The organism is Sphingomonas qomolangmaensis, from assembly GCF_024496245.1.
Classification (GTDB): Bacteria; Pseudomonadota; Alphaproteobacteria; order Sphingomonadales; family Sphingomonadaceae; genus Sphingomonas; species Sphingomonas qomolangmaensis.
This window is the reverse complement of the sequence record NZ_CP101740.1, coordinates 3,231,068-3,244,328: the sequence shown is the minus strand read 5'-3', so window position 1 is coordinate 3,244,328 and position 13,261 is coordinate 3,231,068. Positions and strand designations below refer to the sequence as shown.

Annotated in this window: 11 protein-coding genes and 1 pseudogene; 5 read left to right on the top strand and 7 right to left on the bottom strand. The window is 61.6% G+C overall.

What is annotated here, in order from left to right; genetic code table 11:
• The first annotated feature begins 290 nt into the window (after positions 1-290).
• Complete coding sequence (locus NMP03_RS15315; RefSeq protein WP_256506353.1) at positions 291-1,259, top strand: restriction endonuclease; 969 nt, start codon at positions 291-293, stop codon at positions 1,257-1,259.
• A 92-nt stretch (positions 1,260-1,351) separates the two neighbouring features.
• Here NMP03_RS15315 and NMP03_RS15310 read toward each other — a convergent pair whose 3' ends face one another.
• The 4 genes from NMP03_RS15310 to NMP03_RS15295 form a co-directional block, all read right to left on the bottom strand.
• Positions 1,352-1,540 carry a hypothetical protein gene (locus NMP03_RS15310; protein ID WP_256506351.1) on the bottom strand — a complete coding sequence of 63 codons (189 nt, stop codon included), beginning with the start codon at positions 1,538-1,540 and terminating at the stop codon, positions 1,352-1,354.
• Between the two features lie 370 nt (positions 1,541-1,910).
• Positions 1,911-3,854 carry an Atxe2 family lasso peptide isopeptidase gene (locus tag NMP03_RS15305; protein ID WP_256506349.1) on the bottom strand — a complete coding sequence of 648 codons (1,944 nt, stop codon included), beginning with the start codon at positions 3,852-3,854 and terminating at the stop codon, positions 1,911-1,913.
• Positions 3,855-4,033: 179 nt separating this feature from the next.
• Positions 4,034-6,631, bottom strand: coding sequence for a TonB-dependent receptor (locus NMP03_RS15300; protein ID WP_256506347.1), 2,598 nt, complete (start codon positions 6,629-6,631; stop codon positions 4,034-4,036).
• Positions 6,632-6,843: 212 nt separating this feature from the next.
• Positions 6,844-7,041, bottom strand: a complete 198-nt coding sequence (locus NMP03_RS15295; RefSeq protein ID WP_256506346.1) for a hypothetical protein — start codon at positions 7,039-7,041, stop codon at positions 6,844-6,846.
• Positions 7,042-7,975: 934 nt separating this feature from the next.
• On the opposite strand from NMP03_RS15295, the pseudogene NMP03_RS15290 reads away from it, so the two are divergent.
• The 3 genes and pseudogenes from NMP03_RS15290 to NMP03_RS15280 all read left to right on the top strand — a co-directional run.
• Positions 7,976-8,614, top strand: a pseudogene (locus NMP03_RS15290) (integrase core domain-containing protein); the annotation flags it as partial.
• A gap of 558 nt (positions 8,615-9,172) precedes the next feature.
• The gene (locus NMP03_RS15285) at positions 9,173-9,382 is read left to right on the top strand and encodes a hypothetical protein (RefSeq protein ID WP_256506345.1); all 210 of its coding nucleotides are present in this window, start codon (positions 9,173-9,175) and stop codon (positions 9,380-9,382) included.
• Between the two features lie 135 nt (positions 9,383-9,517).
• Positions 9,518-10,135 carry a PilZ domain-containing protein gene (locus NMP03_RS15280; protein ID WP_256506344.1) on the top strand — a complete coding sequence of 206 codons (618 nt, stop codon included), beginning with the start codon at positions 9,518-9,520 and terminating at the stop codon, positions 10,133-10,135.
• 256 nt (positions 10,136-10,391) lie between these two features.
• On the opposite strand, the gene NMP03_RS15275 is transcribed toward NMP03_RS15280, so the two are convergent.
• Together NMP03_RS15275 and NMP03_RS15270 are read right to left on the bottom strand one after the other, a co-directional pair.
• A complete protein-coding gene (locus NMP03_RS15275) occupies positions 10,392-11,249 on the bottom strand; it encodes an AAA family ATPase (RefSeq protein ID WP_256506343.1) in 858 nt (285 codons plus the stop codon).
• 84 nt (positions 11,250-11,333) lie between these two features.
• A complete protein-coding gene (locus NMP03_RS15270) occupies positions 11,334-11,489 on the bottom strand; it encodes a RidA family protein (RefSeq protein WP_256506342.1) in 156 nt (51 codons plus the stop codon).
• Between the two features lie 386 nt (positions 11,490-11,875).
• Between NMP03_RS15270 and NMP03_RS16190 the strand changes: the two genes are divergently transcribed.
• Positions 11,876-12,244, top strand: a complete 369-nt coding sequence (locus tag NMP03_RS16190) for an excalibur calcium-binding domain-containing protein (RefSeq protein ID WP_319937606.1) — start codon at positions 11,876-11,878, stop codon at positions 12,242-12,244.
• Positions 12,245-12,363: 119 nt separating this feature from the next.
• Here the strand turns inward: NMP03_RS16190 and NMP03_RS15260 are convergent, their stop codons facing one another.
• On the bottom strand, positions 12,364-13,260 hold the full coding sequence (locus NMP03_RS15260) for an O-methyltransferase (protein WP_256506341.1): 897 nt from the start codon (positions 13,258-13,260) through the stop codon (positions 12,364-12,366).
• Position 13,261 lies beyond the last annotated feature (1 nt).

Here is a 13,261-nt window from a genome sequence, read left to right as displayed (position 1 = left end):
CTTCCTCGCTTGGATACAACGGGCTTTCCTGCGCGGTATAGGAGTCAAACCCTGATTTCACGCCGATTTGCGTGGCCTGCGAATGTCCGGGTTGGGTGGGAAAAACCGCCCGTCCGCTTTTGGGCGGGCGGGCTAAGCTGCCGTTCGTGCAGGTGGCCGGACACGGGCTTCAGATGCCTATTTGTGTTGGTGAGCGGCCCGGCCGACTCGTGGGTCTTCGATGGCGTAAGCGGTTTTTCGAAGAACGTGGCGTGGCGCAATGCGCTGGCTACAGCTAAAAAGCCCTTACCATGGCCAAACACCCGTCCTACTCGACCTTCGACAGCTATGACCACGTCGATTCTGATGCCGGCGTGGTCACCTTCCCTCGTTCGATTGAGCTGAATGAGTGCCCTATCTGCGACGGTCGCTTTGTCGATCTCGAGCACGAAGAAGATCATGCCAGCGTTCTGGGGCTGCATATGTGCGCCAACTGCGGCTGGTGGCACCTTGATCAATTTACGCGCGGCCTGGTCCTTGACTCCAATACCGATCAGGCGATCCTCCAGCGCGATTGGGCGCAGTGGTGGGAACTGCACCATGCTGCGCTCAATCGGATCGACCTCGCCAGCGACAGCCTCACCGTTGAGGAGCTGCGTGCCCACCTCGCGCGCTACTGGGAGCAACGCGTCGATATTTCGGCTCAGCAGGCCGAGGATCTGGTCGCCTCGATCCTTCGCGAGCGCGAAGGCGGCGATGTCATTCGCATGTCGGCAAACGCGACTGCTGCGGATGGGGGCATCGACTTATTCGTGGTCACAAAGAACGGCGCCATCACTCGCGCGGTGCAAGTCAAACGACGGCTCACGGGCGATCCCGAAGGAATCAAAGATGTGCGCAATTTCGTTGGCGCATTGCTACTCGAAGGTCAGGACCGCGGCACGTTCGTCACGACGGCGAGCCGCTTCACTCGGCCGGCGAAATGCGTGCCCAACAATCCGAACCTGAGTCGATCTCAACTCTCCCTCGAACTCATTGACGGCGAGCAGCTCTTGGCAATGCTGCAGCATTCGGCGCTTTCAAGAGCGGTGACTTTGCCAAAGCCCATGTCGCTCGATCAGGAATGGGTTGCATCCGACGGCACATTATTCGCCGCTCGCGAGCTGCTTCTGGGAGATATCAGGCGACTGGCGGCGTCGGCCCGTCCGGTAGGGCAAGCGCCACCGATTTCGCGAGCCAGCGCGCAGTATCGCGCGTTGCACGCACCTAAAGCGAACTGAACTCAATACCAACCAAAGTCGACACGCTTGCGGCTGGCTCGCTGCGCCTCTTCAGGGCTGACCGCTTCGCGCCTGGGAAAAGGCCGCCATTATCAGGTGATCCAAAGGTCATCCGGACCGAGATAGCGTAAATCGACGCGCGCCGCTTTGGCGGCGGTCGTCGCCCGGATCAGCCCGCGGCGGGTTGGATTGAGCGGCACGACAAGATTACCCAGCCGTTCTCCGGTAGCCGACAGGACAACGGGCTGACTGCCAATGTGATGCGCGCGCAGCGCCAGCAACCTGACGCGCTTCTTTTGGGCTGGACGCGCCGAGGAGCGTAGTGGACCTCTTCGCCCCGATGAACGGATGGCTATTTTTGGGCAGCGCTAATCTCGCCATGAGCGGCAGCTTCTGAGCGAACCCGACCCTGCGAAAATCGGCCAACAGTAGGCAAAAGCTCCCCATCGCTTACCAGCAAGCAGAAGCTGCATGCATCGCCAAGATTGGAATATATTTGTGCTCGGAGCGGCCAGCACTGCGCCCGCGGGTCGACGATGGGTTTTGCCGAAAGCGAACTCGGCCAAGGCCTGTCTCCTGGGCTACACGAGGATTGAGACGAGCGGGCAGGTTCGTTGGTGCCCCTCCCGTCGTCTGCTCGATTAGTACGAGCTAGGGCGCAGCGGGTTCTACTGTGTCGGGCTTCGGTAGTACGGGCTGCGCCTCCCGCATGGCCTGCCAGCGCGCGATTTCCTCGTCACGACCGCGTGCCTCGATCCCGTTCAACCAGAAGTCGAACCAGTCGATCGCGCGGTGGTAGGTAGCCAACCGGTGCGCCGGCTGCCATTTGACGTGATGCTCGTCCGGGAAGACGAACATGTCGATCGGCCGATCGAGATCCCGAAGCGCCGTGAAGCTCTGGAGCGCGCCCCAATATTCGTCGTCCGCAACCTGCACTAGAATCGGAGCCCGAATGTTATGAGCATTGGGAGTGATGGCGATCTGGCGCCAGAAGGCGCGGGCAGTCTCGCTGTCATCGGTCACTCTCGGATAGCCCATGTGATAGAACAGCTTCGCCGCACCCGGCCCGACGCGGATCGGCATGCTCGTGTCCCAGCAACAGCTGCTCGACGCGAAGGCGGAAAACAGCTTGCTGTGCAGCAACGCGAACTGAACGGTAGACGAGCCGTCGCTCAAGCCGGTGATGCCGATGCGGGCGGGGTCTGCGATGCCACGCGCGATCACGGCACGAACCGCATCCTCGACCGCCTCCAGCACGCTGCGGCGATCTGCGAAGTCCTTAAGGTTGATCCGGTCACCTTCGACGTAATCGGGCGCTGCCTTCATGCCGACCGCATCGGGCTTGTCCACGCTCAGCACCGCAAAGCCGCGATTGGCGAAGGCCTGGATCGGATAGTCGTCGCCAGTCCCGCCGCGCAGGAACCCGCGCGACACATATTGCACCACCACCAGCGGGTAGCGCTTGCCGGGCTGATACCCGACCGGCAGGACGAGATCGGCGAAGGATGCGAGGCCGAAGCTGTTGCGCGAACGCAGGCGCTCGACGCGGCCCAAGGTCAGGTTCGCAAACTCGGGATTTGGGTCGAAAACGATATCGCGTCGGCCGCTCACCGGGTCCAGCCGCTCGAGCCTGCGCGGCTGCAGCGCGCCCTCACGTAGGCATGTGAGCGCGTGTCCCACCGGCACACAGCCTATCAACAGGTCTTGTGTCAGATAGAGCCGGCGGGCGCGAGCGCTGCCCGGCTTCCACTCGTAGATCGCGGTCTCGCCCTTCCTCCAGCCTTCGCGTCGAAGGAATCGCACCCTGCGCCCCACCCACCAGGGATAGCTTGCCTCGGCGCATTCGACCGCGCTGCACGCAAATGTGCGCTGGCCGGTCTCGACCACCAGCCGGCCGCGCGAGGCGTCGAGGCTGTTTTCCGGAAGCTGAACCCTGGCGACCGCTCCCTCGGGGCCGGCTGCTGCGATCCGGTCGCCCTCTTGCGCCGGCCTGTTGTCGAGCAACGCGGCTTCTGCCGGCGTTGCCTCGCGCGTCTGGCCGCTCGCTAGCTCGAGGAGCCAGAACTTTATCGGGACAGGGGCGGGGGCGAACGGCCGATTGCTGGAGAGGGGCGAGAAGCGACCGTCATAGTGAAATCCGGATAGGCCCTCCTTGTCGATCGCGGCCAGGGCCTCACGCAGACCCGGCTTCGTCGCATAGACGATGCCGTGCCCGTCCGAGGTGACGCGGAAATCGTCGATATCGTCAACGCTTTTGGTGATCACTTCGCTGCCGCTGCCATCCGCCTGCGCCCGCCCTAGTTGCACCACGCCCTTGTCCCGACGGCGATAGACGATCCATCGCCCATCGGGGGACCAGCGCGGCGTGATCGTGTCAGCGAAGCCGCTCGGGAAGCTCGCCTTGCCGCGAAAATCGAAGCGAAAGCGGATGAAATCGCCACCGCGGTCCACCGCCACCACCTTCCCGTTCTGCCGAAGGTCCGCCACTACCATCGCCAGGCAATAATCATTGGCGGCCGGATCGCCGCGCCGCACTTGGAAGGCCGCGTGCGAGCCGTCGGGCGACAGTGAGAACAGCCCGGCATATTGCTGCATTGGATCGACTGGCCCGATGTCGCGTAGCCGGACCAAGTCTTCTGGGACCAGCGCCCGTTTTGGTGCAGAGGCCTCGGTAGCCGCTGGCACGACATCGGCGCAGGCGGGAGCGGCGGCCGCTGCCGCGATGCCAGGAATCGCAAACCACAGCACTGCGGCTAGCGCTGCAGGGCTGGCGCTCACCATTGCTTCGTCACGGAGAAGCTGACGAACCTGCCGATCGCCGACTGGTTGGTCGAGTCGAAGGGAACGGAGGTCGGGTCTGAGGTGCGGATCAGATCGGGCTGCTCATCGAGCAGGTTCTGCACGCTGAGGCGCAACTCGAGATCTCGAAGAAGCCCTTTCCCCTTGTCGGTTTGGAAAGAGCCGCTCAGGTCCAGCGTCGTAAACGAACCGATCCGCTCGGTCTCGGTAAAGCGGTCGTCGAGCGTGTCGTCGAGATAGTTGAGCGACGCCGAGAGCTGCACCGCCGCCGTTTCCCAGTTCACCGAGCCGCGCGCGCGGAACTTCGGCGGCGTGAAGATCAGCCCCGAGCGGCCTTCATAGGGCAGGTTGGCGGCCGATTGCCGCTCGGCATCAAGATACGTGGCCGATCCGGCGATGGTGAGCCGGCTATCCTCACCGAGTTGGGTACCATAGTCGATGGCAAAGTCGACGCCGCGGATATGCTCTAGCGCTGTGTTACGCAGGCTCGCGTCGATCACCACCGCAACCTGTGCGGGATCATAGGGTTGGCCACTTTGATTGGAGAGCCCCATCGGCGCCCCCGCGATCGTTGCCTCGAGTTGGCCAGGACTGGGTGAGAAGAGGACGAAGTCCGTCGCCGCCGGGTTGGTCAGGGCTGACAGCAGGTCGCTGACGGGCGAGGCGATGCGTCCGCGGTAGTCGATTTCGTACCAGCTCACCTCGACCCTGAGGCCTTCGAGGAAGCGAGGCTTCAACTCGACCGACAAGGTTGTGCTGGCCGCACGCTCGGCGCGAAGATCGGGATTGCCACCCCCGATCAGCATCACGGTCTCCCCGGGGGCAAGCGGCGGCGTTGGCTGCGGCGCGAAGAAATAGCCCGGGAAGAGGATGACCTCCCGCACTTGGTTGACCTGTTGAAGCGTCGGGATCTTGAACGAGCGCCCCCAGCTATACCTGAGAGTGATGTCCTGGTGCGGTGCATAGACCAGCCCGAGCTTCGGCGTCGCGACTGCGTCGATGCCCTTGTAGCTCTCATAGCGGCCAGCGGCACTCAGCCGGAGTGCCTCGACCAGCGGCAGGCGATTGTCCTCGCCCACCAGCGGCACCGACAGTTCGCCATAGCCGAACAAGCTCTGGCGGTGCTCGACGGCATCGCGCGTCACCCGCGTGACGCCGGCGCTCGTGGTGCGGACATCGAAGTCGAGTTGGAAGCGGCGATAGCCGCCACCCAGCGCGAGGCGCACGTCGCCGCCGGGCAGATGCACGAGCGGCCCCTCGGCGCTCGCTTCGAAGTTGGTGAGGTGATTGTCATAGGCCGAACGCCCGACGAGCAGGTTTCCATTGGTGTAGCGGCGCGAATTAGCGACGGTGGAACTCACGCCGTCGGTCATCTCGAGCGTCGCTTCCCAGCCGGCGCCGGGCCGGAGGTGAAGCGACGGCGTCACTGCCCAGGAGCGTACGACGGGCAGGCCGACCTGACCGTAGAAGGTCACCGGCTCGGTCAACGAGAAGGCGTTCGTCTTGCGTGAACGGCGGTCGGCGACCTGCGCGTCGAACTCGAACGAGGCCCAACTTGCCAATTCCTGGTGACCCGTCAGCACCCCGCTGACCTGACGGCTTCCTGTGGTCAGCATCTGCGCGGCATTGAGCCGGCGCGTATAGCGCCGGTCCTCGGCGTAGATCGGCGTTGCCTTGCTATAGTCGAGGGCGGCCATGAAGCCGCCGTCTGCCCAACGCGCGCCACCTACGCCGGAATATTGCTGCTGGACGTTGCCGCCTTCGGTCGAAGCGCCGACCCGGGCGCTAGCCTGCAGACCCTCATAATCGCGGCGCAGGATGATGTTGGCGACACCGCCGACCGCGTCCGAGCCATAAAGCGCCGATGCCCCGTCGGTGATCACTTCAATGCGATCGAGCGCCGCGAGCGGGATGATCGAGATGTCGACGCCCTGGTTGACTGCGTCGTATGGGAGGCGGTGACCATTGATGAGCGTCAACGTTGCGTCCGAACCCAACCCTCTCAGGTTGAGTGTAGTCGCGTTGTTGACGTTATTGTATCCGCCCTGTTCGCCGCCACCCGCGACCCCGGGGTTTTGCCCTCCCGTGTAGTTTTGCGGGAGGGTCCGGGAAATGCTGGCCAGGTCCGGTAAACCTTGCTCCTCCAAAGTACGGCGCGTCAACACGATGACTGGCGACGGCCCAGTGGCCCCACGAATGCGCGTGCCGGTCACCGTTATCGCCGTGTCCGCGGTGATGTCCTCAGCTACTTGAGGACGCCCCCGGACGACCAGCGCTCCAGCCTGTTCCTCTACGATCAAGGCGCCACCATCGATGGCGAGACGCACAGCCTGCTCGACCGTGAAGCTGCCCCGGACTGCACGAGACCGCCTGCCGCGCACGTCCTCGTCCGCGAACAGGATCTCGCGGCCGCCTTTGCGGGCGAGCGTGCGTAACGTCATGGCAAGCTCCTGTGCCGGCAGGTCGAACGCAAAAGGTGCCTGCTGAGCGCGCGCTGGCAGGATGAGCAGGCCAGCGGGGGATGCGGCAGCGGCAAGCAGTGCGGCGCATAGCGCCTTCCTCGAGATCGTCATTCTTCCCTCCCTTCGCCGGTTGCTCCGGCGTTGAAGGGTTGACGCGGCACAGCGCCAAATACGGGGCTGGCGTGAAAGATATTTTATTGGGCCAGCGGCCGCCTGAGCGTGCACCAGCCTTTGGTCAGATGGGTACGTCTCGAGCTTGACCGGTTAGCAATGCACCATCCGCTTCACTTCTCGACTGCTTCCATAGCTTAGGCATACGCCTGCTACGAAAACAGGCTCGGCTGTACACCACCTGCTGCCAGGACGACGCGGGCCTGCTGCGCCGCGCCGACGGCTTGACGGTAATGAACTGTTCGAAAGCGTTCAGCTTCCTCGAAGCCCACCGGCGGCCATTCTTCGCTTAGATAGCAGGCATCATAGATCGCGCGCGCAGCCGCACGTAGCTGGAGGTCATGCTCCATGCTCAAATCTCCATCAGTGTCGAATCGCCACGCCCGGCGGCAGCTGCTGAAATAGAACGAATAGTGAACGCCATTCAACCGGAATCTATCCCATTCATCAGCCTTCACCCCGATTACAGGCGGCGACCACGATGCAGAATGGTGGCAAAACTCTACCGTCGGGCAAAAAGTCCGTCTGCGCGCGCCCCACCTCAGGGCAGGTTGGGCCAGGCTCGTGTGGAAGCGATTCTGTGGTGCGCTTGCTTGAGCACCTCCGATGGATGGCCTCCGGCAATAAGGTAGCGACCAGCCCCCCTCCCCGGTCAAGATCGGTTACCTCAGCCATGGAACGTCTTAGGTTGACTGGGCCCCGCCTGAGAAAGGCGCAACCTGTCGACCACCGAGCACGACCGGGTTGGGCAAGGTTCTGCGATAGACTTCGTGTATGAAGGGTGACAGCCCCGTTTCGCAACGATTGCCCTCGCTTGCGCCAGACAATGACCGGCAGTCCGACAAGCATTATCTTCGGCCTCCAGACAGTATGTGCTGGCAAGTCCGTACGCATCCCTGTGGACACAACAGCCGCAATCTAGTATGATATCGCCGTTGGATAAGATTAGCTTAAAGCCAGAGGATGAGAACCCGAACCGCATTGCAGCCTGAAGCATAGGCTGTATTTGTGGTCATTAATATAGAAGCGATTTTAGTTAGAGAAATCTTCTCAAATCGATACGTGTATTTATCGGGTTCTCTTCTGGCACCATATTTTCGCTTTTCGTTCCGTTCAGGAACGTCCAGCGACGTTCAGCAAGCGGCTGGTTTCAAAGCGGAATTTCATCGACGATCGCTGGCAACCGTCCGGGTTGATCCAGTGGAATTCAGCAAAAGAGACACAGAAACAGTCTCATTTTGTGTCTGCTGTGTGGATCCGGAGTAATCCGGGATCACGACGATGGAAGATCTGGCGGTGCGTCGCCGGGAGGGAAGAAAGCGCGCCGTTGGCGCGCGGGCGCCGGCCCCGGTGCTGGCGCTACCAAACCAGCGCTGCAGCCTGGACTTCGCCCATGATCAGATGGCCACGGGGCGGCGGTTCCGTATCCTCAACATCGTCGATGATGTAACGCGAGAGTGCTTACGGGCGGCGCTCGACACGTCGATCTCGGGCAAGCGGGTGGTACGCGAGCTCGCCGACCTGATCACCGAGCGCGGTGCCCCCAGGATGATTGTCAGCGACAACGGTACCGAGCTCACGTCTAACGCGGTGCTGGCGTGGTCGGGCGATGCAGGCGTCGAGTGGCACTACATCGCGCCGGGGAAGCCAACGCAGAACGGGTTCGTCGAAAGCTTCAACGGTCGCATGGGCGACGAGCTGCTCAACGAGACGCTGTTCTTCACGGTCCGCCAGGCGCGCGCGATCCTCGCGCGCTGGGTCAGCGATTACAACACCGAGAGGCCGCATTCCTCGCCCGGCTACGCCACACCGGCGGCCTTCGCCGCCGAACTCGAGAAGCAACGGCCGGGTTTAAACCCGGCCGTTGCTTCACCCGCGCCCCTACGCGACAACAACGGTCGGTCTCTGGTTGCCGCTGGATGAAAGACGGGGGTCACGTGGGATGCCCTTGGGGCTTTCGCGCGCCTCTATTGTCCAATGAAGTTTGCCGAATCCGACAGATCGTAATGCCGAGCGCAGCGGCCACGGCTTTGTGTTGCTCTGCGCCTCGCTGCTCTCCGAGAGAGTAAAAGGAGCCCGCCAAATCCTGCCAGAGCCGCAACAACTGTGTTAATATGTCGAGCCCACTTCCTAAGGTTAATATATTGGTAGTCGTACGGAGCTGAATTAAACAAAAAGCCCCGATGCCGTCGGGGATTGGCATCGGGGCAGGATATAATAGTGTCAGAAAGGCCGAATTATCCGACATCTCCGATGTGAAGAAACGTTTTGTAATTAGATATACCGTCTTTGGTCTAACTATGACTCCCCTTCACAGTCAGACAAAGTACATACCGTCTCCCTGGACATGGGCCTTGTTATTGTGAAGAAAGACAAGAAGGACCACCGCAATACCCAGGATACAGCAACCGCGAGCCACTTATGTAGTTGGTTACGACCGGCTTAACTGGATTTCCCAAAATGGATTTTACAGGAGCAACCATGGATCCTGATGATCGTACCTATTTCCAGCATCGCGCCGAGGTTGAAACGAAAATGGCCGAGCGAGCTACCGACCCAAGTGCGGTGCAGGCTCATTACCGACTGGCCGAGGCGTATCTTGACAAACTCTTCTCATCGAGCCGCGCTAACGCTGGGTCTGAAAAGTCGCTCCTGAATTCGGACCCGCCCGGTCGCAGAACTGGCACCTAACTTCGCCCCCCTCCGGGTCGGAGCTATGCTTCGCAACATCGACCAAGACCCCTCGGGATCATGATTTCATTGACTATGTGAGAACTGGATGGCGTAGCATACAGATTCCTCGGTGACGGAAAGGTATATAGCCCAATGTCGGATATTGCCCCAATCGAGCAGCGCACAAGCAACCGGTCTCGTACGGTGTTACGGATTGTAAAGGTGCGTTCAGCCTATGATGAAGGTCTCGCTCGCCTGAAAAACATTTCGGATGGCGGCGCGATGCTCCGCTTGGGTATCGAAGTAGAACTGGGAGACGCCGTAACCGTATTCTGGACCGACGATCTTGGAATAGACGGTAGAGTGGCGTGGCTCAACGGAAACATCTGTGGAATTCAATTTTCTTCAAATATAGACAGCGCCGCCCTACTTGCCGATATGGCGGAGCATTCCCGTCTGGGTCGCGGCGTTGCGTTAAGCCTGAGCACAGATACAGCAGGCATTCTATCCACAGAAGCTGGCTTGCATCCAATACATGTAAGTAACGTTTCCCAACGGGGTATGGCGATATCGAACCAAGCGGCCCTAAAAAGTGGCCTGCCTGTTAGAATTCGGCTCGTGTCAGGCTTGCAGAGGACAGGTACTGTGCGGTGGGCAAGTGACGATATCGCCGAAGTCGAGCTCACCCCCCCGTTGACATTGGAAGATCTGCAGTCTTCCAAGCAGCTGGGGCCGCGCGTCGGGGCCGCAGCCGACACCCGTCTCGCTTGATGTCTCGCTGCAGTGCACAAGGTTCGACCAACAAGACGCTGATGGGCTGCGGCAGCACCGTGGGCACTATGGCGTGGTCAGACGCGGCGAGTGCCCCCGAGGCGCCCTCCAGCGGCGCGGCCGGTACGAACGCGTCGGCGGGCCGGAACACAGCCCGCACAGTTTGGCGGATGCTGAACTTCGCATTCACAAACAATGGCTCGATGGCACGCCGCTGCACGCGCGGCCGGCGACAGGGCCAATGACGTGGCGGCAGTCATGCAAAAGTTCCTGTGTTCAAGATGGAGCGCTCGGCGCAAGGTTGCGCGGAGCGGCGCCAGCCGCGCGGGGACCGGGCATTGTCGAGGTCAGCGATGAGGTCAGCAGGTTCGTCGATCATCAGCCAGCGCGTGAGCCGCTCATAATGCGCGATGAAGCGGGCTAGCGCGGCATCATTCATCGCCGGTCCCCCGCCTGCCCGCGCCGAAAGCCCGGCCTCCTGCTCGGCGCGCCAGGCATGGACGCAGTCGAAGCCTGGCGCCCGCAGCATTAGCCGGAGATCGAGCCGTGCGAACAGGGCAGCGTAGTCGGCCCCAAGCCGTTCATTGGCGTGGATTCGCCACCGCGCGTCGGGGTCTTCCTCCGCTTCGAGCCAATTTACTGGTCCGACGAGCGCAGGCGGGTCCTGCGGGGTGGCGCCGATACACCAACCTTCGAGCAGCACGACATCGGGTGCCCCGCGGAACGCCCGCATCTGGTCCGCAGTGCAGCGATCATCGGCAAGCTTGTCGAACACCGGCAATCGCGTGACGCTGCCCGGCCTTGCTTCCCGCAACGCGGCCAGGGTTTGCTCAAGCAGCGCGATATCGTGCGTGCCCGGCACGCCGCGCACGGCGAATAGTGGATGAACCTCCTCGGCAAGCCGTGAGCGCTCGGCGCGCGTCAGATAGAAATCGTCGAGCGCGAGCACCACTGTCCGCAGGCCGGCCCCGTCGAGCCGCTCCTCGAGCCGCCTGGCCGTCGTCGATTTGCCACTGCCTTGCGGGCCGCACAGCCCGACCAGCACCGGGCGCGCCAGGTGGCGATGGGTTTGCCCGATCGCGTCGGCGAACAGCGCATCGCCCAGCGCAAACATGTCGGGGGGTGAAGAAGGCATCTTGTGTTTCCGTCCTGGCGTCGGGCTAGAATGCATGCTCCAAAGATGAAATCGAGAGCAAAGTCAGCAAGACTGTTTTCCACCGGCCGCCGCGACGACGGCGATCTCGACCAGGTTGCCGGCCCGCGCGAGCTTCGCCTCGCCAGTCGCGTGCGCCGGCTTGGGCAGGCCATCGAGCCATCGTTCGCACGCACGGTTCATCGCGGCGAAGTCGCTCATCTGCGCCATATGCACGAACTGCCGGTTCGTAGCGCCGCACCAGCGCTTCGACCGAATGGTCTCGCTCCGATTGTCGCGGGTCGTTTCGCATCATCCCCCGGCTTGCAGCTTCACCTACTACCATAGGGGCGCGAATTCGAGCGTCCCGCATCTTACTTGCGTCGTGTGGTGACCTTCCGTCGAAACCGCGGCCTACAACTGGCTGTCGAAGGTGACGCCAAAAGCGCGGTCGCGCGCAGATTTTTCCGACCACGGTTTTTGCCGTAGAAAGCGCCCGGGCTCCCGCCATGGTCAGCGTGATGCAGATCCAGTGAGTGCTGCATTATGCCGCTCGCGGTTGAGGGCGTAGGAACCGGTCGTTTACCGTTGCCCAATAGGCTCGATCGATGAGCTTCAAAAAGCCTTTCCGAGCCGTCCCGGTGAAATTGGGGAGTCACTATCGCCGTAAGCAGCGGCATAGCGACCGGAGATCTGCGATCAGGATTTTCGGCGCTGCTATCGCCGCCGGCGTAACCCTGGGTGTTGGAAGCATCGCGATTGACGAGAATGGGTCAGCCCGGATGCTTTCGGCTGCAAAGCCGGTTGCGGTATGGGCTGGAGTGGCCCGGGCAAGAGAACCACAGGTCGGTGATTTTTGGGGCAGGTGCGATGATGCTCGTGCTGCCGGTACCGCACCAATCTATGCTAGTGAGCCCGGCTATCGCGAAGGCATGGACCGCGATGGCGATGGGGTCGCCTGCGAACCCTTCAGGTAGGTCGGTCAAATCACCGTCTGGGTGGAGGAAACCTGCCGGACGGTCGCTCCAGGGTGATTTGGCATGGCCCGACCTACCATTGGTGCGGCGGGCAGCCAATCTAATCACCCGCGCCGTACCTAATTATCAGTTCTACTCATCCTTGCGCTAATGACCAGAAAGCTATTTGTTTGCCAGTAATGGCAGTCGTCCGGCGGGTTGAGCCCGCGAATAACCGAAACAGTGATTTCTTCAAACCATTCGAACAGCGCGCGCTGGTGCGCACGTCCCATGCTGTCGACCTCGTTTGAGTAATATGTAAAGACACCACCTTTACGAAGATGCTTCGCCGCCATTTCAAAGAAATGCCTGGCATAGGTTACGTCATTTACGTAATGCTCGTTCCATTCGCGTTCGTTAAGCGGATATGCATCGAATAAGATCGCGTCGTACTGGCCGAGTTCATCCAACCGGTCCTGCCATCTTCCTTCGATAAGCTCTATATCCCGATCGTGATATTGCAGCCGCCAAGCGGCGAAACGCCGCTGTACGTCGGGGTGGCATTCGATGATGGTATGAGAACGAGCCCCAAGGTCCTGGATGGCGGACGCAGATATGCCCATTCCGAAGCCGATCTCCAGGATATCCCCGCGGCCCGCGGCCGCGATCTCGGCGAGCTTTGCCATATAGGGATGCTCCCAGGCCTGCATCACCTGCTGGCCGTCAATTACCAGTTCGGCGTCGTCGTAGTGCTCCGGTTGCTCGATCAATTCGCTCGACATTATCTTGCGCATCGACCCGGGCAGAGACGTTTGGGCGATGTCGTTGGCATGGAGCAAATCGGCATGGAATTCCCGCATCGTGCGTCTTGCGACATATTCGCCGTATCCACGGTCGGGCTTGCAGAACAGGTCGTCGCCAAGCTCTACGGTGATCTTCGCGCCGCTGCCTTCGACGATCAGCGGCTCGCGCCGGGACGGAGCGCGAAGGATCGACGAGAGGCGTCCCGGGCCCGGCTTCGTCTGGGGGTCGGACATG